Origin of the sequence: Dactylosporangium aurantiacum, from assembly GCF_000716715.1 — a bacterium.
Lineage (GTDB): Bacteria > Actinomycetota > Actinomycetes > Mycobacteriales > Micromonosporaceae > Dactylosporangium > Dactylosporangium aurantiacum.
The window spans coordinates 111,401-136,406 of sequence record NZ_JNYJ01000024.1; the positions used below are offsets into that span (position 1 = coordinate 111,401).

At 73.6% G+C, this 25,006-nt stretch carries 28 protein-coding genes; 4 read left to right on the forward strand and 24 right to left on the reverse strand.

All coding sequences use genetic code 11. The features are described 5' to 3' along the window. Nucleotides 1–12: 12 nt before the first annotated feature. Genes OP18_RS26530 through OP18_RS26550 form a run of 5 tightly spaced genes read right to left on the reverse strand, consistent with a single transcriptional unit; the run spans nt 13 to nt 5,217 of the window. Nucleotides 13–852 (reverse strand): ABC transporter ATP-binding protein, encoded by an 840-nt coding sequence (locus OP18_RS26530; protein WP_052387360.1) that lies wholly within the window; start codon nt 850–852, stop codon nt 13–15. Then, entirely contained in the window at nt 849–1,736 is an 888-nt protein-coding gene (locus OP18_RS26535; protein WP_052387361.1) for an ABC transporter permease, read from the reverse strand. Before OP18_RS26535 ends, OP18_RS26530 begins: the two co-directional genes overlap by 4 nt. A gap of 6 nt (nt 1,737–1,742) precedes the next feature. After that, entirely contained in the window at nt 1,743–2,813 is a 1,071-nt protein-coding gene (locus tag OP18_RS26540) for an ABC transporter permease (protein ID WP_052387362.1), read from the reverse strand. Beyond that, complete coding sequence (locus tag OP18_RS26545) at nt 2,795–3,694, reverse strand: ABC transporter ATP-binding protein (protein WP_156089799.1); 900 nt, start codon at nt 3,692–3,694, stop codon at nt 2,795–2,797. Before OP18_RS26545 ends, OP18_RS26540 begins: the two co-directional genes overlap by 19 nt. A 2-nt stretch (nt 3,695–3,696) precedes the next feature. Further along, nucleotides 3,697–5,217 (reverse strand): ABC transporter substrate-binding protein, encoded by a 1,521-nt coding sequence (locus OP18_RS26550; RefSeq protein WP_162189838.1) that lies wholly within the window; start codon nt 5,215–5,217, stop codon nt 3,697–3,699. Nucleotides 5,218–5,415: 198 nt separating this feature from the next. Here OP18_RS26550 and OP18_RS53075 point away from each other — a divergent pair, with 198 nt between their 5' ends. The 3 genes from OP18_RS53075 to OP18_RS26565 are packed head-to-tail and all read left to right on the forward strand — an operon-like array spanning nt 5,416 to nt 7,462. Continuing rightward, nucleotides 5,416–6,138 carry an enoyl-CoA hydratase/isomerase family protein gene (locus tag OP18_RS53075; protein ID WP_052387363.1) on the forward strand — a complete coding sequence of 241 codons (723 nt, stop codon included), beginning with the start codon at nt 5,416–5,418 and terminating at the stop codon, nt 6,136–6,138. Beyond that, a complete protein-coding gene (locus OP18_RS26560; protein WP_033361749.1) occupies nt 6,135–6,953 on the forward strand; it encodes a VOC family protein in 819 nt (272 codons plus the stop codon). The genes OP18_RS53075 and OP18_RS26560 overlap by 4 nt, the downstream gene beginning before the upstream one ends. Then, entirely contained in the window at nt 6,950–7,462 is a 513-nt protein-coding gene (locus tag OP18_RS26565) for a flavin reductase family protein (RefSeq protein WP_033361750.1), read from the forward strand. The genes OP18_RS26560 and OP18_RS26565 overlap by 4 nt, the downstream gene beginning before the upstream one ends. Before the next feature lie 15 nt (nt 7,463–7,477). On the opposite strand, the gene OP18_RS26570 is transcribed toward OP18_RS26565, so the two are convergent. From OP18_RS26570 to OP18_RS26610, 9 genes are all read right to left on the reverse strand, one after another. Then, the gene (locus OP18_RS26570) at nt 7,478–7,900 is read right to left on the reverse strand and encodes a GNAT family N-acetyltransferase (protein ID WP_052387364.1); all 423 of its coding nucleotides are present in this window, start codon (nt 7,898–7,900) and stop codon (nt 7,478–7,480) included. A 43-nt stretch (nt 7,901–7,943) separates the two neighbouring features. Then, nucleotides 7,944–8,429: a MaoC family dehydratase gene (locus tag OP18_RS26575; RefSeq protein WP_033361751.1), complete on the reverse strand. Its 486-nt coding sequence runs from the start codon at nt 8,427–8,429 to the stop codon at nt 7,944–7,946. 2 nt (nt 8,430–8,431) lie between these two features. Then, nucleotides 8,432–9,145 carry an enoyl-CoA hydratase/isomerase family protein gene (locus tag OP18_RS26580; protein WP_052387365.1) on the reverse strand — a complete coding sequence of 238 codons (714 nt, stop codon included), beginning with the start codon at nt 9,143–9,145 and terminating at the stop codon, nt 8,432–8,434. Nucleotides 9,146–9,150: 5 nt separating this feature from the next. Then, the gene (locus tag OP18_RS26585; RefSeq protein WP_033361752.1) at nt 9,151–10,104 is read right to left on the reverse strand and encodes a zinc-binding dehydrogenase; all 954 of its coding nucleotides are present in this window, start codon (nt 10,102–10,104) and stop codon (nt 9,151–9,153) included. Further along, on the reverse strand, nt 10,101–10,808 hold the full coding sequence (locus OP18_RS26590) for a nitroreductase family protein (RefSeq protein WP_033361753.1): 708 nt from the start codon (nt 10,806–10,808) through the stop codon (nt 10,101–10,103). Before OP18_RS26590 ends, OP18_RS26585 begins: the two co-directional genes overlap by 4 nt. After that, nucleotides 10,805–11,566 carry a nitroreductase family protein gene (locus OP18_RS26595; protein WP_063745595.1) on the reverse strand — a complete coding sequence of 254 codons (762 nt, stop codon included), beginning with the start codon at nt 11,564–11,566 and terminating at the stop codon, nt 10,805–10,807. The genes OP18_RS26590 and OP18_RS26595 overlap by 4 nt, the downstream gene beginning before the upstream one ends. Continuing rightward, nucleotides 11,563–12,528 carry a nuclear transport factor 2 family protein gene (locus tag OP18_RS26600; RefSeq protein WP_156089800.1) on the reverse strand — a complete coding sequence of 322 codons (966 nt, stop codon included), beginning with the start codon at nt 12,526–12,528 and terminating at the stop codon, nt 11,563–11,565. Before OP18_RS26600 ends, OP18_RS26595 begins: the two co-directional genes overlap by 4 nt. A 102-nt stretch (nt 12,529–12,630) precedes the next feature. Beyond that, complete coding sequence (locus OP18_RS26605) at nt 12,631–13,269, reverse strand: TetR/AcrR family transcriptional regulator (RefSeq protein WP_052387367.1); 639 nt, start codon at nt 13,267–13,269, stop codon at nt 12,631–12,633. A 152-nt stretch (nt 13,270–13,421) separates the two neighbouring features. Further along, nucleotides 13,422–14,060 carry a DUF305 domain-containing protein gene (locus tag OP18_RS26610; protein ID WP_033361755.1) on the reverse strand — a complete coding sequence of 213 codons (639 nt, stop codon included), beginning with the start codon at nt 14,058–14,060 and terminating at the stop codon, nt 13,422–13,424. 328 nt (nt 14,061–14,388) lie between these two features. On the opposite strand from OP18_RS26610, the gene lepB reads away from it, so the two are divergent. Continuing rightward, nucleotides 14,389–14,913 (forward strand): signal peptidase I, encoded by a 525-nt coding sequence (gene lepB, locus OP18_RS53080; RefSeq protein ID WP_052387368.1) that lies wholly within the window; start codon nt 14,389–14,391, stop codon nt 14,911–14,913. 67 nt (nt 14,914–14,980) lie between these two features. Here the strand turns inward: lepB and OP18_RS26620 are convergent, their stop codons facing one another. From OP18_RS26620 to OP18_RS26665, 10 genes are all read right to left on the reverse strand, one after another. After that, nucleotides 14,981–15,781 carry a TIGR02569 family protein gene (locus OP18_RS26620; RefSeq protein ID WP_156089801.1) on the reverse strand — a complete coding sequence of 267 codons (801 nt, stop codon included), beginning with the start codon at nt 15,779–15,781 and terminating at the stop codon, nt 14,981–14,983. 147 nt (nt 15,782–15,928) lie between these two features. Continuing rightward, a complete protein-coding gene (locus tag OP18_RS26625; RefSeq protein ID WP_033361756.1) occupies nt 15,929–16,543 on the reverse strand; it encodes a hypothetical protein in 615 nt (204 codons plus the stop codon). A gap of 381 nt (nt 16,544–16,924) precedes the next feature. Next, nucleotides 16,925–17,917 (reverse strand): class I SAM-dependent methyltransferase, encoded by a 993-nt coding sequence (locus OP18_RS26630; protein ID WP_081971142.1) that lies wholly within the window; start codon nt 17,915–17,917, stop codon nt 16,925–16,927. Further along, nucleotides 17,914–18,849, reverse strand: coding sequence for a lysylphosphatidylglycerol synthase domain-containing protein (locus OP18_RS26635; protein ID WP_052387370.1), 936 nt, complete (start codon nt 18,847–18,849; stop codon nt 17,914–17,916). Before OP18_RS26635 ends, OP18_RS26630 begins: the two co-directional genes overlap by 4 nt. Further along, nucleotides 18,846–19,904: an endonuclease/exonuclease/phosphatase family protein gene (locus OP18_RS26640; protein ID WP_033361757.1), complete on the reverse strand. Its 1,059-nt coding sequence runs from the start codon at nt 19,902–19,904 to the stop codon at nt 18,846–18,848. Before OP18_RS26640 ends, OP18_RS26635 begins: the two co-directional genes overlap by 4 nt. Continuing rightward, entirely contained in the window at nt 19,901–20,905 is a 1,005-nt protein-coding gene (locus tag OP18_RS26645) for a glycosyltransferase family 2 protein (RefSeq protein WP_033361758.1), read from the reverse strand. Before OP18_RS26645 ends, OP18_RS26640 begins: the two co-directional genes overlap by 4 nt. Beyond that, entirely contained in the window at nt 20,902–21,897 is a 996-nt protein-coding gene (locus OP18_RS26650; RefSeq protein ID WP_033361759.1) for a glycosyltransferase family 2 protein, read from the reverse strand. The genes OP18_RS26645 and OP18_RS26650 overlap by 4 nt, the downstream gene beginning before the upstream one ends. Continuing rightward, on the reverse strand, nt 21,894–22,976 hold the full coding sequence (locus tag OP18_RS26655) for an endonuclease/exonuclease/phosphatase family protein (RefSeq protein ID WP_063745596.1): 1,083 nt from the start codon (nt 22,974–22,976) through the stop codon (nt 21,894–21,896). Before OP18_RS26655 ends, OP18_RS26650 begins: the two co-directional genes overlap by 4 nt. Next, the gene (locus tag OP18_RS26660; RefSeq protein ID WP_156089802.1) at nt 22,973–24,001 is read right to left on the reverse strand and encodes a glycosyltransferase family 2 protein; all 1,029 of its coding nucleotides are present in this window, start codon (nt 23,999–24,001) and stop codon (nt 22,973–22,975) included. The genes OP18_RS26655 and OP18_RS26660 overlap by 4 nt, the downstream gene beginning before the upstream one ends. A gap of 38 nt (nt 24,002–24,039) precedes the next feature. Further along, the gene (locus tag OP18_RS26665; RefSeq protein WP_063745597.1) at nt 24,040–24,993 is read right to left on the reverse strand and encodes a UbiA prenyltransferase family protein; all 954 of its coding nucleotides are present in this window, start codon (nt 24,991–24,993) and stop codon (nt 24,040–24,042) included. Between the last annotated feature and the right edge of the window lie 13 nt (nt 24,994–25,006).

Genomic DNA, 25,006 nt, shown 5'->3' on the forward strand with positions numbered 1-25,006 from the left:
ACTCCACTGAGGTCAGGTCCACGAGGGGATCGCGGCGAGCAGCCGCCGGGTGTATTCCTGCCGCGGCCGGTCCAGCACGTCCTCGACGCCGCCCTGCTCGACGACCCGGCCGCGGCTCATCACGGCGATCCGGTCGCAGAGGTCGCTGGCGAGCATCAGGTCGTGGGTGACGAACAGCAGGCCGATGCCGAGCTCGTCGACCAGGGTGCGGAACAGCCCGACGACCTTGGTCTGGGTGGTGACGTCCAGCGCGGTGGTGCACTCGTCGGCGATGACGAGCGCCGGGCGGGTGACCACGGCCAGGGCGATCGCGACCCGTTGGCGCAGCCCGCCGGACAGCTGGTGGGGGTAGCTGTCCAGGACCCGGGCCGGGTCGCTGATCCGCATCTGCCCGAGCACCTCGACCGAGCGCTGTTCGACGTCTACCTTGGTGAGGCCGCGGACGTGCCGGCGCAGCACCTCGCTGAGCTGGGTGCGGACCTTCATCAGCGGGTTCAGCGACCGGGACGCGTCCTGGAAGACCATGCCGACGGCGGAGCCGCGGATCCGGTCGGTGCGGTCGACGCCGGGCGCGACCACCACGTCGCCGGCCAGCTCGATGGCGCCGGACTCGACGGTGACGTTGCGTTCGAGCAGGCCGACGACGGCGCGGGCGAGGGTGGTCTTGCCGCTGCCGGACTCGCCGACGACGCCGACGATCTGGCCGCGGCGGACCTCCAGGTCGACACCGTCGAGCAGGCGCAGCCGGTCGGTGGCGAGCCGGGCGGTGACGGACAGGCCCTCGATGTGCAGCAGGCTCGTGTCGGGGCCGGTCGTGAGGCCGGTCGCGGGGCCGGTCGCGGGGCTGGTCATCGGCGCCTCTTCCGGGGGTCGTGGTGGGTGAGCAGCGCGTCGCCGAGGAGGTTGACCACGAGCACCAGGAGGGTCACGGCGAGGCCGGGGAAGAACGCGATCCACCACGCCTGGCTCAGCTCGTCCTGGCCGGCCGCCAGCAGCGAGCCCCAGCTGTTCATCGGCGGCACCACGCCCAGGCCGAGGAAGCTCAGCGCGCTCTCGATCAGGATGGCGGTGCCGACCTGTAGGGTGCCGAGCGCGACGATGGTGCCACCGAGGTTGGGCAGGATGTGCCGGAACACGATGCGCAGCTCCGACGCCCCGGCGGCGCGCAGCCCGAGCACGAACTGCCGTTCCCGGATGGCGAGGGTCGCCGAGCGGGTGACCCGGGCACAGACGGCCCAGCCGGTGAGCGCCAGGACGAGGAACAGCACGGGCAGGGAGCTGCCCCGGTTCGCGATGATCGCCAGGGCGACGAGGATGAACGGCAGGGCCAGCTGGGCGTCGATGAGCACGGAGATGACCCGGTCGACCCAGCCGCGGAAGTACCCGGCGAGCAGGCCCAGCAGCGTGCCGGGGCCGATCGCGACGATGGCGCCGACCAGGCCGATCATGATGGTCAGCCGGCCCGCCTCGATGAACTGGGTGAGCAGGTCCTGGCCGAGCTTGTCGGTGCCGAGCGGGTGTGACCAGGTGCCGCCGGTCAGGAAGCCGGGTGGCCGGCGGGTCGCGTCGAGGTCCTGCCCGGCGTCCGGGAGCAGGCCCGTCAGCGGCAGGACGAACACGGCGACGGCGACCACGACGATCGGTACCGCCAGCCAGAACGCCGAGGTCCGCCGGCGTTTCACGGGTGGCTGGGTCGCGCCGTCGCTGGTTTTGATCTGGAGCTCGAGTTCGCTCATGTGGTGTCACCTCACCCTTGGATCGACGATCGAGTGGATGACGTCGACGAGCAGATTGAGCAGGACGAAGACCAGCGCGCCGAACACGACGATCGCCTGGACCAGGGGGAAGTCGCGGAACTGGATGGCCTGCAGGGCGAGCTGGCCGAGGCCGGGCCAGGAGTACACGTACTCGACGGCGACCGCGCCGGACAGCAGGATGCCGGTCTGCAGCACGACGATGGTGAGGATCGGCATCATGGCGTTCTTGAACGCGTGCCGCCACACCACCCGGCGGCCGGTGATGCCACGGGCCTTGGCGGCGTCGATGTACGGCTCGGCGAGGGCCTCGCTCATCGAGGCGCGGGTGAGGCGGGCGATCTGCGCCATCGGGTACACCGACATCGTCAGCGCCGGCAGCACCAGGTGTGCGGGGGTGCCGGACTGCCCGGCCGGCAGCCAGCCGAGGTTCACCGCGAACAGGACCACCAGCATCATCCCGAACCAGAAGACCGGCACGGACTGGCCGAGCAGGGCGACGGTGGACGCGGCCCGGTCCCACCAGGTGCCCTCGCGGGTGGCCGCGAGCACGCCGAGCGGGACGCCGACGAGGATCGCGAGGGCCATGCCGGCCGCGACGAGCTGCAGGGTGAACGGCAGCCGGTCCAGGATCATCGAGGTGTTCGACTGGTAGAACTGCAGCGACTGGCCGAGGTCGCCGGTGACGACGCCCTTGAGGTAGTCGAGGTACTGCACCAGCAGCGGCCGGTCGAGCCCGAGCTCGTGGCGCAGGGCCTCACGCTGCTCGGGTGTCGCCATCGGGCCGAGGATGGTGGTGGTCGGGTCGCCGGACAGCCGGCCGAGCATGAACGCCATGCTCAGCGCGATGAGCAGCGATGCCAGCAGCGCGGCGAGGCGGGCGGCGGCGCGGCGCAGCGCACCGGCCCGGCTGCGTCCCGCCGCGGCTGGGGTTGCCCCGCCGGTCGGCGCCGCCGGCATGCCGGGCCTGGTCAGCGGGGTCGCGACGTGGTTCGTCGCCGGGGGCGCGGGGCCCTTCGCCGGCGGGACCGGGCTGGTCTTCAACGGCGTGACCTCCATCGTGCTCCTGGCATCGCGGCGAGCAGCTCGCGGGTGTAGTCGTGCTCCGGCCGGGCGAAGACGGTCTCGCAGGGCCCGGACTCGACGACCCGGCCGTGGTACATGACGTGTACGACGTCGCAGAGCGAGCGGACCACGGCCAGGTCGTGGCTGATCATGAGCAGGGCCGCGCCCGTGTTCGCGCGGATCTGCTTGAGCAGGGCCAGCACGTCGGCCTGCACGGAGACGTCGAGGCCGGAGGTCGGCTCGTCGGCGACGATGAGCCGGGGCCGCATCAACAGCGCCCGGGCGATGCAGACGCGTTGCGCCTGCCCGCCGGAGAGCTGGTGCGGGTAGCGGTCGAGGATCGACGGTTCGAGCCGGACCCGTTCGAGCAGCTCGGCGTCCTCGATCCACGCGGTGCGCTCCGGCTGCAGCGAGCGCAGCTCCCGCAGCCCGGACCGCACGGACTGGCGGGGGTCGAGCGAGCCGTGCGGGTCCTGGAAGACCACCTGCGCCTCGGGCCGCAGCCTGCGCAGCTGCTTGCGCCCGACCGCAGACAGCGAGTGCCCGAGCAGCCGGATGTCGCCGTCGCCGCGGGTGCCGAGCCCGGTCGCGGCCATCGCGAGGGTGGTCTTGCCGGAGCCCGACTCGCCGACGACGGCGACGCTCTCGCCGGCGCTGATGCGCAGCGACACGTGGTCGACGGCCCGGAACACCTCGCCGGTGCGCCGGTTGCGGTGTTCGACGACCAGGTTGTCGACCTCCAGCACCGGGGTGCGTGAGTCCGGCTGCCGGTTCAGGTGCCGGTGGTCGGTGGCCGCCGTCGGGTCCGTGGTGTCCAGGGCGCGGGGGTGCCGGGCGTCGCCGCCCGGCATCCCCTGGTGCACGACGTCGGGCATCGTCAGCGGGTCGTCTGGGTGAAGTCGACGGTGTTCAGCGGGCCGAACACCAGACCCTTGACGCTGCCGGCGGTGGCGTAGTTGAACACCTGCCGGTACAGCGGCACGTAGCAGTGCTTCTCGACCACGCCGATCGTGTTGAGCTGCTCGTAGATCGGGGCGGCAGCGGCGGCGTCAGTCTGCTCCAGGGCCTTCTGGGACAGCTCGTCGATCTGCGGGTCCGGGCAGTTGCCGGTGATCGACTTGCTCTTCATGAAGCCGCTGGCGAAGAAGTCCGGGACGGCGACGTTGGGTACGCCGGCGAAGATGGCGATGCCGGGGACCTGGCGGCCGACGACCCGCTTCACCAGGGTGCCGTAGTCGATCGGCACGTAGGTGACCTTGAAGCCGGCCTTCTCGAGGGCGCCGCCGACCGCCTGGGAGACCTCTTCGATGTTGGTGTACTGCGCCGCCGGGTAGTGGATCTGCACGGCGGGGGCGGCGGCACCGACGAGCTCCTTGGCCTTGGCCGGGTCGGCGGTCACGCTCTGCGCCGGCTTCTGGCCGGGGCTGACGTTGAGCAGGCCGGCGTCGGCGACGGCCTGGCCGTCGAAGATGCCCTTCACGATCGCGTCCCGGTCGATGGCCAGGGCGGCCGCCTCGCGCAGCTTCGGGTCGTCGAAGGGCGCCTTGGTCGAGTCGAGGAACGCGATGATCTTGATCGCGGTCTCGGTGCTCGTCACCTGGATGCCGGCCTTCTTCGCCGTGGTGGCCTGGGCCGGCGGCAGGTCGAAGGAGACGTCCACACTCTTACTCTGGATCAGGGCCAACCGCTGCGCGGCCTCGTTCGCCCAGGTGAAGGTGATGCCGTCGTTGATCGCCTTCTTCGGGCCCCAGTAGTCGGGGTTCTTCTTGACCGACATGTCGCGGCCCGCGTTCGCGCCGGCCCACACGTAGGGGCCGGTGCCGACGGGGGCGGCGGCGAAGCCCGCCGAGCCCTTCTCCTGGTAGTACTTCGGCGGCACCAGGTACACGGTGGTGAGCAGGTCGGCGAAGTTGTACTGGGAGGTCTTGGTCTTCACCACGACCGTGGTGTCGTCCGGCGCCTGGATGTCGGCCACGTTGGTGAAGTAGGACTTGAGCTGCGAGGCCGCGACGTCCCGGGTGAGCGTGAGGGTGTTGGCGACCGCCGCGGCGTCGGCCTTCTCGCCGTTGCTGAAGCTGATGCCGGGCCGCACCTTGAACGTCCAGGTGGTGGCGTCGGTGCGGGTCCAGCTCGTGATGAGGCCGGTGTCGACGGCCTTGAGGTTGGCGTCGGTGTTGATCAGCGGCTCGATCATGGTGGCCCAGACGATCTGGGCCGACCGGGCGCCGACGATCGGGTCGAGGGTCGCGGGCTGGGCCGCGAGCAGCGCCCGGACGGTGAACGGGCCGGCCGACTGGGTGGCACCGGGCGCCGAGTCGCCACAGGCGGTGAGGCCGGCGGTCGCGAGGGCAAGGGAGGCGACCAGCGCCAACGGCCGCCGGGATCGCAAGGAGTTCATGAGCATGTATGGACGTCCTTCACAACGATGGACCCGTCATGTCGCCGCGAGCCGCGGCCGTGACGCTCGCCACAAAGTACCGACCAGCCGGTATCAAGTCAACAGGTCCAACCGGTGTCGCGCTCGTAACGACCGCGTGACAGACCCCTGCCTGCCAGCGTCGTTGTGTTCATACCGACTGGTATGTATGCTCGCGGCGTGGCCATCACCCTGACCTCCGAGCACGACGGTCGCATCGCCCGCGTCCGCTACGACAACGCGGCCCGCGGCAACTGCTTCGACGACGCCGCCCTCACCGAGCTCGTCGCCACGATGGAGACCGCCGCCGCGAACGCCGCCTGCGCCGTGATCCGGCTCGACATGGCCGGCCGGCACTTCTGCGGCGGCTGGGACACCACGTCGTTCGCCGCGCTCGCCGGCACCACCCAGGAGGCGGTCGCCGACGGGCTGCGCGCCAGCGACGCCGCGCTGCGCCGCATCCGGCAGCTGCCGGTGCCCGTGGTCAGCGCGGTCCGCGGGCAGGTCATCGGCTTCGGCGCCGGCCTGCTCGACGCCATCCACCTGCCGGTGGCCGCCGCCGACGCCCGCCTGTCGCTGCCCGAGGCCCGCTTCGGCTTCGCCCCCGCCGGCGTCGGCTACGCCATCGCCCGCGCGCTGCCCCGCCCGCACGCGTACGCGCTGGTGACCGGGGCCAGCACGGCGACCGCCACGCAGCTGCTCGGCTGGGGGCTGGTCGCCCGGGTGGTCGCCGACGACGACCTCGACGGCGAGGTCGACGCCCTCGTCGAGGCGCTCGCCGCCGTCCCGCCGCACACTCTGCGCGCGGTCGTCGAGGTGGTCGAATCGAGCCTCGCCACCGGCTCCCCCGAGCACGCCTACGACATCTCCGCCCGCACGATCGTCGCGGGCGTGACCGCGTGACGCGCGCGTTCCAGGCCGGCGAGGCCGTCTGGGTGGAGCTGTGCACCACCGACCCGCAGCGGGCCGAGGACTTCTACCGCGAGCTGCTCGGCTGGACCGTGCGGCACGAGCGGCTCGGCGCCACCACGTACCGGATGTGCAGCATCGACGGCCACGACGTGGCCGGCATCTCCGACGCGGCGGGCCTGCACGGCGACCGGCCCCGCGGCTGGATCGCCTACTTCGCCGTCGACGACGTGCGGCGGTCCGCGGAGCGGGCGGCCACGCTCGGCGGGGAGCTGGTCACCCCGCCGCGCTACCTGCCGGCGGCCGGCACCGGCGCCGTGGTCGTCGACCCGTTCGGCGCGGCGTTCGGCCTGTACCAGGGTGAGTCCCGCGCGGGGGTGCAGACGCTCAACACCGTCGGCGCCCTGTGCTGGAACGAGCTGGACACCGGCGAGCCGCAGCGCTCGGTCGCCTACTACCAGCGCCTGTTCGGCTACACCGCGTCGCAGCGCGACGACTCGCCGACCGCCCACCCGTACACGGTGCTCATGCTCGGCGACGTCCCCGTCGCCGGGGTCCTGGAACTGGACAACGAGTGGCCGAACATCATCCCGTCGAAGTGGATCACGTACTTCAACGTCGGCTCCCTCGACGACGCGCTGACCCGCCTGTCCGACCTCGGCGGCACCCCGACCGTCGGCCCCGTCGACAGCCCGCACGGGCGGCTCCACCTGGTGAAGGACCCCGGTGGGCACACCCTGTGCCTGGTGCAGCTCGAGGACGGCCTGCGCCCCGACCCCCACTCTTCTCACCCGGCGGTGGACCGATGACGACCGAGCCCCTCTTCGACTCCGCCGAGTTCCGTCAGGTCTGCGGGCACTTCCCCACCGGGGTGACCGCCGTGACCGCGACGGCGGCCGGCGGCGCCGTGGCGGCGCTGACCGTCAACTCGTTCACCTCGGTGTCGCTCTCCCCGGCCAAGGTGCTGTTCTGCGTGGCGACGGCGTCGTCGAGCTTCAAGGTGCTCGTCGCCGCGGACCGCATCGCGATCCACATCCTCGGGCAGGACCAGGAGGACATCGCCCGGCGGTTCGCCACGTCGGGGCTCTCCGGCGCGGAGAAGCTCAGCGGCGTGTCCTGGGCGCCCGGCCCGGACGGCGTGCCGCTGCTGCCCGGCACCCCGGCCATCCTGGCCGGCGTCCGCGATGACGTGATCACCAGCGGCGACCACGTCATCGTCCTGGTGGACGTCGACCACGTGCACCTGAAACCGACGAAGGTGCCGGCCCTGTCGTTCTACCGCGGCCGCTTCGTCGCCCCGACCGGCCCCACGCAGTAGCGGCCCGCCTCGGGGTCAGGGGGCGTCCTGCTCCCACAGCAGCAGCTGCCGGTGCTGCCGGAAGCCGTTGCGCAGGTAGAAGTCGACGGCGCGGCGGCCGGAGTGCACCGTCACGTGCAGCAGGCCCCGCGCCCGCGCCTCGGCGAGGATCGCGCGCATCAGCGCGCCGCCAATGCCTCGGCCGCGGTGCTCCTGCCGGACCATGACCGACTGGATGTCGCCGTGCCACCGCTGCGGCGCCCCGTGGCCGGGCACCCGCTCCGCGACCAGCAGCCAGGCGGCGCCGACCACCTGCCCGTCGAGCTCGGCGACGAACGGCAGGTGCGTCTCGGCGTGGGCGGCGATCCAGCCGGTGAACGCGGCGAGCTCGTCGGCGTCGATGTCACGCAACTGGGCGAGCGCCGCCGCGTCCGCCACGCCCGCCCTGCGCACGATCACCCGGCGGAGTCTACGGTGCGTGCGCCGCGGAGAGAGGGACCGGTCAGCTGTAGTAGCGGAACAGGATCTCCGCGGCGCAGCAGGTCTCGCCGTCGCCGGCGAACTCCACGACCACCGACGCCTTGGCCTGCACACCGGCGGGGTGGCCGGCGCCGGCCGCGATCGGTGTCGCGGACAGCAGCGTCGCGCTGCCCTGGATCTGCACGCCCGGCGGGAGGGGTTTGACGAAGCGGACCCGGTCCAGCCCGTAGTTGACGCCCATCGAGTAGGTGCGCACCTCCAGCACGTCGGCGAGCAGGCGCGGCACCAGGGACAGGGTCAGGAAGCCGTGCACGATGGTCGTGCCGAACGGGCCGGAGCGGGCGCGTTCGACGTCGACGTGGATCCACTGGTGGTCCTTGGTGACGTCGGCGAACCGGTCGACCTGGTCCTGGGTCACCACCTGCGGCTCGCTGGCGCCGAGGTCCTGGCCGACGAGGGCGAGCAGGTCGTCGGGGGCGGGCACCGTGGTGCATCTGACGGGTCGCATGGTCACTCCGATCCGGTGGCAAGGGCGGCGATGTGTTCGCTGAGGGTGCGCCATTCGCGGTCCCACGCGTCGGCGGCGATGACCGGCCGGGCGACGCGCAGCGTGCGCCGCACCGCCGCCTCGTCCAGGGCCGCGATCCGCTCGGCGAGGGCGTCGACATGCCGGTCGAGGTCCGCGGCGGGGACCGCCTCGCTGACCAGGCCCCGGCGCGCGGCGTCCGTGCCGGTCCAGGTCTCGCCGGCGACGAGCAGCCGCCGGGCGAGCGCCGGGCCGACGGCGAGCGGCAGCAGCACGCTGGAGCCCCAGCCGGGGACCTGGCCGGCGGCGAGGTGCCCGTCACCGATGCGGGCGGTGTCCGCGGCGACGGCGACGTCGCAGGCGAGCAGGAGCTCCAGGCCGCCGCCGAAGGCCGCGCCGTTGACGGCGGCGATGGTCGGTACACCTGCCGACATCACCGCACGGACGAGGCGGCGGCCCCGGTCCAGCCACGACAGCAGCGCGGGCAGGTCGCCGAGGAGCGCGGTGGCCTCATTGAGGTCGGCGCCGGCGCAGAAGCTGCGGCCGGTGCCGGTGAGCACGAGGACGCGGACGCCGGGGTCCGCGGCCGCGGCGAGCCACTCCTCGAGCCCGGCCATCACCGCGGCGCTGCAGGCGTTGCCGGCGCCGGGCCGGTCGATCCGCGCCCACACCGCGGCGCCCCGCCGGGTCAGCGTCACCGGCGTCATGCGACGCGCACGCAGAGCTTGCCGAAGGCGGCGCCGGACAGCATCCGCTCGGCCTGGGTGGACACCTCGGCGAGGTCGACGGTGCTGTCGACGGCCGGCCGGAGCCGGTGCTCGGTGACGAGGTCGAGCATCGCCCGGAACTCCGCCAGGGAGCCCGTCGTCGACCCGTGGACGGTGATCTCCCGGGCGAACAGCCGGGTGAGGTCGAGGCTCGCGGTGAAGCCGCTGGTGCCGCCGCAGACCACGATCGTGCCACCGGTGCGGGTGGAGCGGGTCGAGTGCTCGAACGTCGCGGCGCCGACGGTCTCCACGACGACGTCGGCGGGCTCCGGCAGCCGCGCGCCGGTGTCGAGGGCGGCGGCGGCGCCGAGCGCGAGGGCCTGCCGCCGCTTGTCCGCCGACCGGGAGGTGACAATGACGGTGGCGCCCGCGGCGGCGGCGAGGCTGACCGCGGCGGTCGCCACTCCCCCGCCGGCGCCCTGCACCAGCACCACCTGTCCGGGGATGAGGCCCGCCTTGGTGAACAGCATCCGGTACGCGGTCAGCCACGCCGTCGGCAGGCTCGCCGCCTCCGCCCAGTCCAGGTGCGCCGGGCGGGCCGCGACGTGCCCGGCCGGGACGGTGATGTGCTCGGCGAGCACGCCGTGCCCGGCGTCGGGCAGCAGGGTCGCGTGCGCGACGGCCCCCGCCCCGGCCGAGGGCAGCACCGGGTAGACGACGACGTCGCGGCCGCCGGCCACTCCGGCGGCGTCGCTGCCGAGCACGTGCGGGCCGGTGTGCGGGCGCCGGGTGACGCCGCGCAGGGCCCACAGGTCGTGCATGTTGAGCGCGCCGGCGCGCACGTCGACGCGGACCCAGCCGTCAGGCACGTGCGGCGGGTCGAGGTCGCCGACCCGGATGGCGGCGACCGGGTCGGCCGGGGACGGCTCGGTGACGTACGCGGCCCTCACGCGGACCCGGCCCGCTCGGTGGGGCCGTTCCAGAACGTCACGTCGGCGAGGTCGGCGCGGGCGGCGGGCCGGAAGTCGAGGCCCTTGGTGTAGGCGACCGGCAGCAGGGTGATCGGCCGCCAGTCCTCGGGCAGGCCGAGCACCTCCTGCACCTGCTTCGCCTTGTGCGCCAAAGCCGTCGCCATCACCGAGCCGAGGCCGCGGGAGCGCAGCGCCAGCTGGAACGACCAGGCGAACGGGAAGATCGAGCCGTAGTAGCCCGACGCGGTGCCGCCGAGCGGGCGCCGCGGGACCGGTTTGGTGCTGCACAGCACGACCAGGACCGGCACCTCCTCCAGGTGGTCGACGAGGTGCTTGACCGCGGCCAGCACCCGCGCCTGCCGGGCCTGCGCCTCGGGGTCCGGCCGCACCGACGGCGACAGCCGGGTGGTCGTCGCCGCCTCGCCGCCGGCCAGGGGCGCCTCGACGGTCTGGTGCCAGACCTCGGTGTACAGCGCGCCGATGCGGCGTTTCAGCGCGGGGTCGTCGACGGCGACGACGCGCCAGTCCTCGAGGTTGGAGCCCATCGGCGCCTGCTGCGCCAGGCGCAGGCAGTGCTCGACGACGGCGCGCTCGACGGGCCGGGTGAGGTCCATGCGGCGGCGCACCGCCCGGGTGGTGGTCAGGACCTCGTCGATGTCGGTGATCACGGCCGGGACGCTCATGTGACGTCGTCTCCTGTCAGGCGGTCGACGGGTTTGTCCACGTAGGGCAGCGGTTCGCCCCAGCGGTCGAGGTAGGCGACGCTGCTGACGGGCTTGCGGGCGGCGACCTTGAAGTCGGTGCCCTGGGTGTAGGCGACCGGCAGCATGGTGATCTGCAGGGCGTCCTCGGGGATGCCGAGCAGCGCGGCCGCGGCCGCGGCGTGGTGCAGGTGCAGGGTGGTGATGACGGTGCCGAGCCCGCGGGCGCGCAGCGCGAGGTTGAACTGCCAGATCGCCGGATACAGCGACCCGTAGACGGCCGAGTGGGTGCCGGGGCCGCCCTTGGCCGGGTTCGGCCGGGTGGCGCACGGGATGACCAGGAACGGCGCCCGGCCGAGGTGGTGCGCGAGGTGCTCGGCGCCGCTGAGGATCCGCGCGGTCCGGGCGCTGACTGTGCCGTGCTCGTCGACCCCGCCGAGGCGGCCGCGCACGGTCCGGCTCTCGGCACCCTCGGCGCTGTGCAGCGGCGCGTGCACGTGCTCCAGGTACGCGTCCAGGTACAGGCGGGCCAGCTCGGCCTTGCGGTCCGGGTCGCCGACCACGACCCACCGCCAGTCCTCGGCGGCGCCGCCGGTCGGGGCCTGCACCGCCAGTTGGAGGCACTCGCCGATCACGTCGAGGGGCACCGGGCGGTCGTAGTCCAGCCGCCGCCGCACCGACCTGGTGGTGGTCAGGACGTGGTTGAGGTCCGTGAACGGCGGTCCGGTCATCCCGCTCATCCCGCGACCTCCGCGTCGTAGCCCATGAGGTCGGCGATGTGCAGGGTGTCGCAGTACTCGCGGACCTGCGCGATGCCGTCCGGTGCGACGTCGACGACCCACAGGTACCGGTTCTGGTACCGCAGCCCGCCGCCCAGGGTCGCGTCGCCGCTCGCCTCGACGGCGACGAGGGTGTCGTCGGCGATCCACCGGTGCGCGGTGACGGCGACGGCCGCGGAGGCGTAGGCGCCGGAGGCGATCCGGGCCCGCATCGCGGCGAGCTTGTCGGCGATGGCGACGGTGCCGTGGAAGGGACCGTTCGCGGTGATGTCGCCGGCACGGTGCGGCCGGCCGCGCGCCCGGTCCCGGCCGGAGTCCGTCCACCACGTGGCGCCGGCGCCGAACAGCGCGCCGAACGCGTCGATGTCGCCGGTTTCCAGGGCCGGCCACAGCGCGAGCGCCAGTTCCTCCGCCCGGCCGCGCGGCTGCTGGTCGCCGGGGCCGGGCACCCGGTCCAGGGTGGTGCGGGGCACCGCGGCGGCGCCGCCGACCACGTGCTGGGCGTGGATGGTGTCGAGGTACTCGCGCACCGACACGATCGCCCCGGCGGCGTCGACGTCGAACACGAACGCGTAGCGGTTCGCGTACTCCAGGCCCGAGGTGTGCACGCCGTGCCCCTCCACCTCGATGACGCAGGTGTCGGTGCCGGCGACCACCCGCCGCGGGATCTGCCGGCAGCCGGTCGGGAACGCCGTCGGCCCGAGCGAGCGCATGAGGGCGAGCTTGTCGTCCATCGGCATCGTCCCGTGCAGCGGGAACCGTCCGCTGCCGCCGGGTGACACCGCCGGGTCGCCGCCGCGCCGGTCCGGTCCGGTGTCGACCCACCAGGTCGCGCCGGGCGCGCACAGCCGGGCGAGCCCGCCGAGGCTGCCACGGTCCAGCGCCGTCACGAAGTCCATGCCTGCCCGGACCGCTCGAGTCATGGACACCACCAATCATTCCGACTGGAAGGTATCTACCACACGGAGTGCGGCCCGCTCAAGGGTCCGCCCCGCCCCGCCATGGTCAGGCACGGCCAGGCACGGTCAGGCGTACAGGCCCTCCAGGACCATGGCGCTGAACTGGCGCGCCACTTCGTCCACGCTCAGCGGGCCGCTGAGGTTGAGCCACTGGTACGCCCACGCGCACATGCCGACCAGGCCGAACGTGGCGATGCGGGCGTCGACGTCCGGGCGGAACACACCCCGGGTGACGCCGTCCTGCACCATCCCGGCGAAGGCCGCCTCGACCAGGTCCCGCTTGCGGGTCACCTCGGCGAACAGCTCCCCGGTCAGGTACCGCCGCTCCTGGTAGAAGATCGTCACGTGGGCCCGGTACTCGGCCACGCTGGTCAGGCTGAACCGGATCAGCTCCCGCACCCGCACCTTCGGGTCGTCGCTGCCGGCCTCGATCTGCTGGATCGCGGTGAGCTGCGCCTCCAGGTACTCCTCCTGGATGTGCCGCAGGAGGTCGTCCTTGCTCTCGAAGTGGTGGTAGAACGCACCCTTCGTCAGCTGCGCGTGCTCCGCGATCTCCTGCACCGACGTGCGGTCGAAGCCGCGCCGCTCGAACAGCTCCAGCGCGCTCGCGATGAGCGACTTGCGGGTGTTCTCCGGGTCGTACCCGTCGGGCCACCGCTGCCGGCGGCGGGTCGACTCCGGGCGGGCGGACGTCGCACGAGCCATTTACGGCCTCCTGTGAATCACTGCGGGACGCCGCAGCCTACCGTCCGGTCGGAAGGTCTCCAGCGGAACCCCTCGGTTTCATCCGCCAGGGTACGGCCCCGGACCCCGGTTCGTGGGGACGGCCGGGAACCGCGACGTCCGGACCGGCGCGGCTACAGCTGGTCGAGCAGCTGCCGCATCGTGGCGATCTCGGCCTGCTGGGTCGTGACGATCCGGCCGGCGAGGGCCTTGACGTCCTGGTTGGCTCCGTGGGCCAGCTCCACCTTGGCCATCATGACCGCTGCCTGGTGGTGGGCGATCATCTCCCGCAGGAACAGCCGGTCGAAGTCCTTGCCGGTCGCCGCCCGCAGCTTGGCCATGTCGGCGCCGGACATCATCCCCGGCATCGCCGGCATCCCGCTCGGCATCATGCCGCTCGGCATGCAGCCCGCGCCGGGGCAGTCAGGCATCGTGGTCGGCTGGCCCTGGGCCGCCAACCAGCTCCGCATCGTCTCGATCTCCGCGTTCTGCTGGGTGCCGATCTGCGCGGCGAGCCGTTTGATCTGCGGATCGGTCGCCTTCGTCCCGGCGAGCGCGGCCATCTCCACGGCCTGCTGATGGTGCGGGATCATCATCCGCAGGAACGTCGCGTCGACGTCGTTGAACGCGGAGCCGGCGCTCACGCTGCCATGGGCCGGCGCGACGGGGTCGTGGCCGCCGGCGTCGGCAACACCGCAGGAGCTCAGTGCGACGGTGATGGTGAGGACGGCGCCGGCCAGTACGGCACGGCGACCGAGGGTGGCGTACTTCATGGGCGCACGACCCTTCCGGCTCGATGTGCTGCGTGAAGCTGCCCCGCCTGCGCCGCGATATGCGAGCGGAACCCACGACGGTCGCGGCGGGTGATCTGCCGGGCGGGCGCGGTGCGGGCGGGTCGAGCAGGCCGCCACAGGTGCGCCGCTCCTCTCCACCGACGTGTTCGACCCGGCGACCGGCCGCTACCGTGAGAGCGACCTCTTCACCGGTGAGGCGGAACTGACCGTGCCGTTCGCCGTCGAGATGGATCTCGGTCAGTTCTGACGGTGCCGCGCTGTCGATGCGGGGCCGCCCGCGCCGCCGTGCTCTGGCAGGATCGGCCGGATGAGATCGCTGGGGTGGGTGCTCGCCGTCGTCGTGGTCGCGGGGGCAGCCGGGTGCGGTGCGGCGGCCGAGGAAGAGACCGAACGGTTCACGCAGGGCGGCGTCAGCATGGAGCCGGCGGTCAAGGCCGGGCAGGTCATCACCGTCCGGAAGGTCGGCCGCGGCTACTCGCCCCGGCGCGGCGACGTCGTGCTGTTCCGCGACGCCGGCCCGCGCTGGGTCGCCACGTCGTCGCCGCTGCTCAAGCGGGTCGTCGCGGTCGGCGGGGAGACGGTCGCCTGCTGCGACGCCGCGGGCAAGGTGACGGTCAACGGTGCGCCGCTGGACGAGCCGTACGTGACCCAGGACGCGCCGCTGGACGTGCCGCCGAACCCGCAGTCGTGCGAGTCGCGCCGGTTCGGCCCGGTGGCGGTGCCGGCCGACGCCGTCTTCGTCCTGGGCGACAACCGCGCGAGGTCGAACGACTCACGGTGCGCCGGCCCGGTGCCGACGGCATCGGTGTTCGCCGTCATGACCGGCGGGTGACGCGGCACCCCCGTGCACGTCAGCGCCGCGGCGGCCGGCGTCCGGCCGCCGGCGTTGCCGTCCGATGTCACAGGCCGATGGCGGCGGCGGCCAGGTCGTACCGCCGGGCCTCGTCCAGCAGGTCGACCGCGGCTCCGGCGGCGGCGCGCTGGTTCGTCGTGGCCATCCGGAACAGCAGCGCACGGGCCACCGCCGGCGCCGGGACGTCCACCGCGTCCAGCACTGACGCCGGCGCGTCGTGCCAGCACAGCGCGTCGGCCACGACGACACCCTCGGCGTAGGCGGGTGGGCGCCAGTACGGTGAGATGTCGATGACCGCCGGCGGGAGGCCGGGCGCGAACAGGACGTTGTTCGTCAGGTCGCCGTGCACGAGCTGTGACGGTCCGAGTGGCTCGAGCGCGCCACGCAGCCGTCGCGCCAGCTCGGTGAACTCGGGTCGGAACGAGACCTCCAGCTCGTCCCAGGCCACCCTGTCCGCGGCTGCCCACGGGTCCTGCCGGGCGTCGAGGAAACCGGGGCGCTCGAGCTGGGCGACCGCCCGGTGCAACGCCCGGCCGGCGGCGATGACCTGCCGCCACGTCGACACCGCCGAGGTGTCCGGTGCGTCGCCTTCCACCCACCGCGTGGCCGACCACCCCGCATGTTCCCACGCGCCGGTACGGGTGCACACCGGCGCGGCGAGACGGAAGCCGTCGGGCACCACGTCGGCGAGGGCACCGGCCAGCCATCCGTGCAGCGGGCCGGCGTCGGGCTTCAGCACCAGATCGCCGGCCCTCCAGGAGGTGCCCTGCCCACCGTCGAGCGGCCGCGCCGGCCCCCGGACACCGAACGCCTGCAACACTTCCGGCGGAGGCTGATCACGAGACACCCGACCCACCGTAGGAAACGCCGGCCGGCCTGTCGAGGCGGATAACCGGGGCCGTGCGGGCGGGCTGCACGCGGAATGCACGCCGGCCGAGCCGGCGGACGCCGCGCTGCGGGCGGCCGTGGGGGTCGTGGAGACGACCCCGCCGGTCTACTTCCTGAGCTTCGGCAGCACGTCCTGGCAGACCTTGAGCAGGCGGGCGATCCGGTCGTCGGCCTTGGTCGTGACGTCGCCCAGCATGCCGAAGTTGGCCCGCAGCCACAGGTTGTCGTCCCGGGCGATGAGGTACTGACCCAGGTCCTCCTCGACGTAGGAGAACGCGGCCTGGCCGAGTCCCGGGACGTTGCGGGTCTGGATGCCCTTCTCCTGCGCGTACTTCTGCTGCCCTTCGTACAGCCGCTGGGGGCCGGTGGCGGCGTTCTGCGCGTCGAAGATGTCGACCTCGATGCGCACCGTGCCGGCGTCGAAGTCGTTCTTGCCGGAGCTGACCCCGATGTCGCAGCTCACGGCCGTGAAGGAGCTGCCCGGCAACGTGTTGGGCCGCCGCTCGCGCTCCTGCGGGTACGGCTCCTTGAACGGGCTCGTGTCCACCAGCACGCACAGGTCCGGCACGACCTTGTACGTGACGGCGCCGCTCGCCGCGCCCGTCGTGCCCGAGCCGCCCGCGGGGGTCGCCGATCCGTCCGAGTCGCGCAGGCTCCTGACCGTGAAGATCGTCACGGTCGCGCACAGCAGCAGGACCACCGCGAGACCGATCCCGCCCACGAGCAGCCACGTCCGCCGGCCACCACCGGGCGGGGAAGGCGGCGCATAACCCGGCGCCACGGCCGGCGGGTATCCCGGCGCAACGGCCGGCGGATAGCCCGGGGCGGTGGCCGGCGGATAGCCGGGTGGTGCGGCCGGTGGATAGTTCGGCGCGCCAGGCTGCGGTGGCCATCCCTCGTGCGGGCCGGACGTGCCCGGTCCTGTCGTCATCGCGTACCCCCCGTGGTGGTGAACATGGACGTCGCCCCGCCGGTCATCGCGCCGGGCGCGCCGACAGCCTGCTGGACCGGGCAGAGATTCGCAAATCGCGATCCCTGCCCGTGGACAGCCGGCGTCGGCGACGACCTCAGCACTCAGTGAGGGCCCGGCGCCGTGCGGTCGTCACGCGCCCACGGAGAGCCAGAACGACGACGGTTGCAGCCGGTCGGTCAGGCCGAGGTCGGCCCACAGGTCGTCGAACAGGCCGCCGAGCGCCGGGTCGTCGGCGAGGTACGCGTTGGGCAGCTCCACCACGTACCGGCCCTGGTCGGCGAGCAGGAACGCGGCGAGGAGGTACTGCTCGGAGTACGCCCGCCACCGCCACTGCGGCGGGTAGTCCGCGGGCAGCATGATGTCGTGGATGTGCACCAGCACGCCGGGGCGCAGCCGGGGCAGCACCTCGAAGAAGAAGACGGTGACGTCGGAGCCCATGAACGCCCGGTGGGAGCCGTCGAAGAAGACGATGTCGCCGGCCTCGAGGTCGTCGAACCGGCCGAGGTCGGTGGCTTCCAGGGGTTCGCGGATCACCGTGTCGCACAGCGAGTCGACCTCGGCCCGCGGCGCCGGGTCGATGGAGGTGATGGTGGTGCGCAGCCCGTGGTCGGTGACGGCGCGGCGGGCGAACTTCGTCGAGTTGCCCGAGCCGATCTCCAGGTAGCGGCGCGGGTTCGTCCGCGCCAGGAACCCGGTGAGCGCGAGCGCGTCCAGCGGCGGCAGCCAGCCGTTGCGCCAGTAGGGCGTGGGATCGGTCAGCTCGGCCTGTACGGGGATGGCCCGCAGCGAGTCGAGGTGGGCGCGGAAGCCGGACAGGTGGGCGCGGTAGCGCTCCTCCCCCGCCGCGAACCGGGCGGCGAGGCCCGCGTGCACCGGCCGCCCGTACCCGTAGCGGGGCTGCGGGTCGCCGAGGTGGTCGACGAACAGAGGGCGGCGCAGCCCGAACGCCGACAGCACCGCGCCGTGCAGGACCGGGTGGCGGTCGAGGTAGCGCACCGGCCGGCGCAGCAGCGGCAGCGCGTTGAGCAGCTCGATGCCGGAGGAGGTGCTGACGGCGGTGCGGACCCGCCGGCCCCAGCGGCGGACACCGGTGCGGGGGGAAGGCACGGACAGGGACGTCATGACGGGGTCCTTTCCAGTACGAGCGGAGCGGGGCGGATCACGCCGACCGCGACCAGCACGACCAGGGTGCTGATCGCGTCGACGACGGTGATGAGGATGCGGCTCAGCGCCACGACGATGACCAGGGCCGGGCCGGTGAGCAGGGTGGCCAGGGTGAGCCCGAGCACCAGCTCGCGCACGCCGAGGCCGGACGGGAGCACCAGGGCGAGGACCCCGGCGACCACCGAGAGCGCGAAGCCGCCGATGCCGACGGTGAGGGTGGCGGCCGGGTCGGCGCCGAGCGCGATGGCCAGGACCGCGACGTGGGTGCCGCTGATCAGCCAGCCCAGCGCCATCAACGCGGTGGCCTTGCTGAGCGCGGCCCGGCCGGGCAGCTGCAGGGTGGTGTCGCGGCGCAGCAGGCGGGCGCCCAGGCGCAGCGGCAGGCGCAGCGTGCCCGGCGCGACGACCGGAATGGCGGCGGCGGCGAGGACCGGCAGCAGCAGCCACCACAGCGGGTTGACCGCGACCAGCGCGGGCAGGGCGAGCAGCCCGACGAGGAGCCCGGCCACCACGGCGAGCCCCTGGCTGGCCAGGAACGCCGCGGCGAGGCGGGCCGGCGGCTCGCCGAGGGACGCGGCCATGCCGGCGTGCGCGACGGCCGGCCAGACCCCGCCGGGGATGTAGCGGGCCAGTCCGGCCAGGAAGTACACGCGCAGCGCCTCGCGGGTCGGCAGCCGGGTGCCGAGGCCGGCCAGCAGGACCCGCCAGCCGAGCATGCCGGGCACGCCGCCGACGCCGGCGAGGACCGCGGCGAGCAGGGCGTTGCCGAGCCCGATGGTGCGGATGCCGTCGGCCAGGCCGTGCCGGGCCAGCCACAGCTGGCCGCCGAGGAACAGCACGACGAGCACGTACGCGGCGGTGCGCAGCACCTGGAAGATCCGCCGTCTCATCGGGCACCCCGCACGGTGAGCTCGATGCGTTGCAGGTCGTGGTCGGACATGCCGAGCGGGTCGACGAACTCGTCGCGCCGCACCGTCACCTGGTCCGAGGTGAACGCCCAGTCGAGGCGCCACAGATCGACCGGCCAGTAGGAGCGCCACGAGGCCGGGTACAGGCTGCGGTTGGCGTCGGCCGCGTCGTTGAGGCCGCTGAACCGGCGCAGGTCGCCCATCGCGGGGCTGGTGTTGAAGTCGCCGGCGACGACGACCGGGTGGCGGTTGCCCCGCACGTCGCGCTCCAGTGCGGTGTACTGCCGCTGCCGGGCGTCGAAGCGCAGCCGCAGCTGCTGGCGGAAGCGGGCCGACAGCGGGTTGACCAGGTCCAGCGGGATCGGCATGTGCACGTTGTAGAGCGACACCGTCTCCTCGCCGGCGGTCACGTCCACGCGCAGCGACTTGACCTGCTCGTACACCTGCCGCCAGGTGCTGCCGGCGGCCGGCTCGGCGGGCAGGGCGACGACCTGCCGGACCGGCAGCCGGGTGAGCGTCAGCAGCTCGCCGCGCTCGATCGCGGTGTAGCCGGGGAAGTCGCCGGGGCGCAGGCCGTGCTCCTCGTACTCCTGCAGCAGGTACACGTCGGCGTCCTGGGCACGCAGGAACGCGAGGAAGCGCGCCGGGTCGTCCCAGGCGTCCCACACCTCCGCGTTCCACGACACGACCGTGAGCGGGGTGCCGGCGCCCCGCCCCGGCGCCGGCAGCAGCGCCGCCGGGTTGAGGCCGGCCTGGGCGCCGCCGACGACCAGACCGACCAGGGCGACCAGCAGCTGCCGCCGGCCGAGCCGCAGCGCGGCGACGCAGGCCGTGACGGCCGCCGGTACGAGCGCGAACACCAGCGGCGGCAGCAGGTCCGGCAGCAGCCACGGCCACCAGCGCCCGCTCAGCACCGCGTTCAGCACGGCGAACACCAGCCAGGCGACGCTCAGGGCCACGACCAGGCGCCGCCGCCGCGGACCGGCCGGCCGGGCGAGCGCCGGCGCCGGCGCCGGCGCGACGAGGGTCGCGGTCATGTCGCGAGCCCGGTGTACAGGCGCCGGAAGCGCGTGGAGGTGACCCACTGCGCCAGGCCGACGGCGATCCCGGCCGCGGTGGTCAGGTTCACCAGGTAGTGCAGCGCGACGACGGCGGCGGCGAAGCCGGGCCCCCGGTGGCGCAGGGCGGCGCCGAAGAAGCGGCGTTCGCCGAGGTACCAGGCGGCGAAGAAGGCCAGCGGGAGCAGCGCACCGACCGCGCCGAGCAGCGCCGGTGCCGGCGCGGCGGCCAGGGCGAGCGCCGCGGCGAGGCAGCCGCCGGACTGCTGGCTGGTCGCGACCTGGGCGACCCGGCTGCGGTCGAGGAAGAACGGGATGTGCAGCCGGGTGCGGTGGAACACCTTGCGCAGCACGATGCGCAGCGTCGGGTCGTTGTCGTGCTTGCCGCGCACCGCCGGGCTGAGCAGCATCCGGTGCCGCGCGCCCAGCCGCCGGCCGAAGTCGGCGCCCTCCGTCTCGCGCAGATGCGGCAGGAACCCGCCGACCTCGGCGTACACGATGGCGGGGATGGCCATGATCGCGGTCGGGACGAAGTCGTGCAGCTCGCCGGCGGCGGCCTCCAGCCAGTAGTACTGGTGGAAGTTGCGGTACCGCTCGACGACCCCGGCGACGATGAGCGGCTCCGGCTCGTACAGGCCGGCGACGACGCCGGTGCTCGGGTCCGCCCGCAGCGCGGCGACGGCGTTGGCGACCGCGTCGGGGTGCATGGCGACGTCGGAGTCGACGAAGACGAGGATCTCCCCGGACGCCTCGGCCGCGCCGAGGTTGCGGGCGACGGCGACGCCGCCGTTGACGCCGGTGGACACGACCCGCGCGCCGAGCGCCCGGACGACCTCGACGGAGTCGTCGGTGCTGCAGTCGTCGACGACGAGGATCTCGATCGGCTGGTACGTCTGCCGTTGCGCGGCCTGCACGCACAGGCCGATCGTGGTGCCGTAGTTGTAGTTGGGGATGATCACGGTGACGAGTGGGTCGGTCATGACGTGGCACCAATCGTGACGCGGCGGCTCGGGCCGAAGGTCGGGTCGGTGAGGATGCGCAGCAGCCCGCGGGCGCAGCCGGCCAGCATCGCCAGGTGCAGCAGCAGGTTGACGCCGGTGAAGTACGCCAGGTAGGGCCAGCCCTTGCGGCGGGCCACGAACCGGGACAGCGGCGGGTCGGCCACCGCGAAGGCGGCCAGCAGCGCGCCGGGCACGGCCAGCAGCGCCGGGTCGGCGAGGCCCAGCGGCAGCGTCGCCAGCATGAGCGCCACGGCGGCGACCCCGCCGGTGCGGTTGATGGCCAGGCCGGCGCGGCGCATCCGGTTGCGGGCCGAGAACGGGATCAGCTGCGCCCGCCGGTACTGCTCGTGCAGCGCGTCCGGCAGCCGGTCGACCTCGTCGTGGAAGCCGACGACGGTGTCGGTGAGCCGGATGTGGTACCGCTCGCGGAGCCGTTCGCTGATCTCGTCGTCCTCGGCGCTGCGCAGCCGCTCGTCGAACCCGCCGATGTCGTCCAGGACGCGGCGGGGCACCGCGGCGAGGGCGAACACCGCCGTGTCGGTCCGCCCGACCTGCCGGGTCAGCGCGAAGTGCAGGTGCAGCACCCGGTGCCGCTCGACCGGGCCGTCGTCGATGAGCGGCTCCGGCCCGTACACGCCGAACGCGCAGCCGCAGTCCGGGTCCCCGGCGAGGACCCGCAGGGCCTGCTCGATCGCGTCCGGGGCGAGCGCGACGTCGGAGTCCAGGAAGAAGATGACGTCGCCGCGGCTGGCCGCCACGCCGGTGTTGCGGGCGGCCGACACGCCGCGGTTGACCGGGTGCCGGATCACGGTCGCTCCGGCGGCCTCGGCGATGCGGACCGAGTCGTCGGTGCTGCAGTCGTCGACCACGATCACCTCGATCGGCGGCACGGTCTGCCGCTGGACCGAGCGCAGGCAGCGGCCCAGGGTCTTGGCGTAGTTGTGGTTGGGGATGACCACCGAGACGTTCATTGGTGTCCTTTCAGCGCGATCCGTACCCGTTGCGCACGGTGATCGGACAGCCCGTCCGTGCCGACGAGGCGGTACCCGTCGGCGGCCAGGCCGGCCGTGGTGAAGGTCCAGTCGATCCGCCACAGCGGCAGGCCGGCCGGCCACGACCCGGGGTACAGGGCCGTGCTGGCGTCGTGCAGGGTGTCGCGCAGCACGGCCAGGTCGCCCATGGCGGGGCTGGTGTTGAAGTCCCCCGCCACGATCGCGGGGTGCGCGTTGCCGGCGAGGTCGGCCCGCAGCCCGGCGAGCTGGCGGCGGCGGGCCCCGTCGCGTTCGTGGATCAGGGCGAAGAAGCGTGCGCTGACGGCGAGGTCGATCTGGACCGGCAGGTGCACGTTGTAGGCGGAGACGACCTGCCCGCCGACCTCGAGGTCGGTGCGCAGCACCTTCGCCGTGGCGAACACCTCGTCGAAGCCCGCGGCGCGGCCGGCGAGGTCACGGTCCGGGCCGACCGGCGGGGTGGCGACGATCGGCCGCCGGCTCAGCGTCAGCAGCTCGCCGCGGCTGGCGATCGCGTAGCCGGGGAACGCCGCCCGCAGCGCCGCCTCGTCGTCGACCTGCCGGGCGCCGTCGAGCCCGGCCGTCTCGTCCCAGTGCAGGTACTCCTGCAGCAGGTAGACGTCGGCGTCCTGGGCCCGCAGGAAGGCGTAGAACCGGTCGCGGGGGACGTCCTGGCCCCAGTACCCGGTGTTCCACGCGAACACCCGCAGGCCCGGGCCGGTGCCGTCCGCCGCGTTGGCGACGCTGACACCGCCGATGCCGCCGATGCCGTTGTACGGCCAGCCGAGCGCGGCGGCCACGACGGCGCCGGCCAGCACCACCCGGGCCGCGCCGGTCGGCACCCGGCGGCGCAGGAGCCGCGCGGCGGGCAGCACCGCGGCGAGCAGGACCGGCACGAGCAGGAACGTCAGCGGCGGCAGCAGGTCCGGCAGCAGCCAGAGCCACCAGCGGCCGGTGAGCAGGTGCTGCAGGCACACGAAGGCCAGCCAGGCCACGGTCGCGGCGACGGTCACCCTGGTGGCCCGGCACCATGTGCTCATGCCAGTTCCGCCGTGAGCGGCCGCAGCCGCGGCGCCTGGTCGTACAGGCCGCGGAACTCCCGGGACACCAGCCACTGCAGCACGCCGACGCCCGCGCCGGCGGTGATCGCCGTGTTCTGCAGTACCTGGACGCCGGTGAAGAAGAGCCCGACGGCGATGCCCCGGCGGCGGAACACGAACCGGTACATGTCGGCGTCCAAGCCGATCGACACCGCGAGCAGCACCGCCGGGACCAACGCGAGGACGGCGCCGGCGGCGAGCACGGGAAGGCTCAGCACCGCGGCGGCGGCGGCGACGCTGCTGTAGATGCGGGCGGAGGTCTCGAAGCCCTTCGCGAACCTGCGGCGTTTCGTGTACAGCGGCACCCGCAGCCGGGTGCGGTGGAACACCTTGCGCAGCAACGGCCACAGCCGCGGCTCGTCACGGTGCCGGCCGGACAGCGCCGAGGTGAGCAGCACCTCGTAGCGGGCGGACAGCCGCTGCCCGTACTCGACCTCCTCGGTCTCGCGCAGCCGCTCGTCGAACGGGCCGGCCTCGGCGAAGACGTCGGCGCGCATCGCGCAGATCGCGCTGAACAGGAACGACACCACACCCTCGGAGCTGATCCGCCAGTAGTGCGCCTGCAGGCACCGGCACTCCTGCAGCAGGCTGTCACGCTCGAGGGGGACATCGTCGAGCATGCCGCAGACCGCGCCGGTCTCCGGCCGCTCGTCCAGCAGCGCCACCGCCCGCTCGATCACCGTCGGGGCGAGCTCGACGTCGGAGTCGAGGAAGAGCAGCACATCGCCGGTGGCGAGCCGGGCGCCGAGGTTGCGGGCCGCGGCCGGTCCGCTGTTGACGGGGGTACTGGCGACCCGGACGCCGGCGGCCCGGGCGACCGCCACGGAGTCGTCGGTGCTGCAGTCGTCGATGAACAGGATCTCGTGCGGCGGCACGGTCTGCGCGCGGACGGCCGCGATGGTGCGGCGCAGGGAGTTCGCGTGGTTGTAGTTCGGCATGATGACCGAGACCCGGGGGACGGACACGGTGGCTTCTCCTTGGTCCGATGCGGTGATGGTGAGGATCAGTTCAGGAACGCCTGGAGGCGGCCGGCGAGCGCCGGGTCGTGCGAGAGCACCAGGGCGGTGACGAACAGCAGCCCCCACAGCGCGGCGGTGCCGACGATGGCGCGGTCGCGCAGCAGGGTGCGCACGGGGTCGCCGGCGCCGCGGACCAGGACGACCTGGATGTAGCGGGCGAGCACGAACAGCACCAGCGGCACCGAGACCAGCATCGCCGGCTCCGCGAACGCGCCGAGCTGTGCCTCCCCCCGCAGGTGCATGAGGAACGCGACGGCGGTGAGGACCGCGGTCAGCTGGATCAGGTGGTCGGTGAGCTCGACGGTGTAGCCGCGCAGGGCGGGCCGGTGCTGGGCGCCGCCGACGGACAGCTCCTGCCGGCGCTTGCCGAGCACCAGCAGCAGGCACAGCGAGAAGACCGCCACGAGCAGCCAGGTCGCGGTGCGGGCGCCGGCGGTGAGGTAGCCCTCCAGGACCCGAAGGACGAACCCGGCGGCGACGCAGCCGGCGTCGACCAGCGGCACGTGCTTGAGCAGCCGGCTGTACAGGACGTTGAGCACCAGGTAGGCCAGGATCGGGCCGGCCGGCACCGCAGGCACGGCGACGAGGAGCAGGGCGAGCAGGCCCAGGACGCCGGCGGCGACGGTCACGGCGAGGACGCCGGAGATCCGGCCGGAGGCGATGGGCCGCAGCCGTTTCACCGGGTGCAGCCGGTCGCGGGCGCGGTCGGCGAGGTCGTTGCCGAAGTACACGGCGACCGAGGCGAGGGTGAACGCGGCGGTGGCGAGCAGGACGTGCCCGGCGGTGTCCGCCGCGACCGAGGGCACGGCGAGCAGTGCCGCGGGGACCACGAGGGCGTTCTTGGCCCAGTGGATCGGCCGGGCGACCCGGATCAGGTCGACCAGGACGGGGGTGGGGGCGGGCAGGGTGGTGGGTGCGGTCGTTTCCAGGGTTGTCATCGCGGTTCCCGTC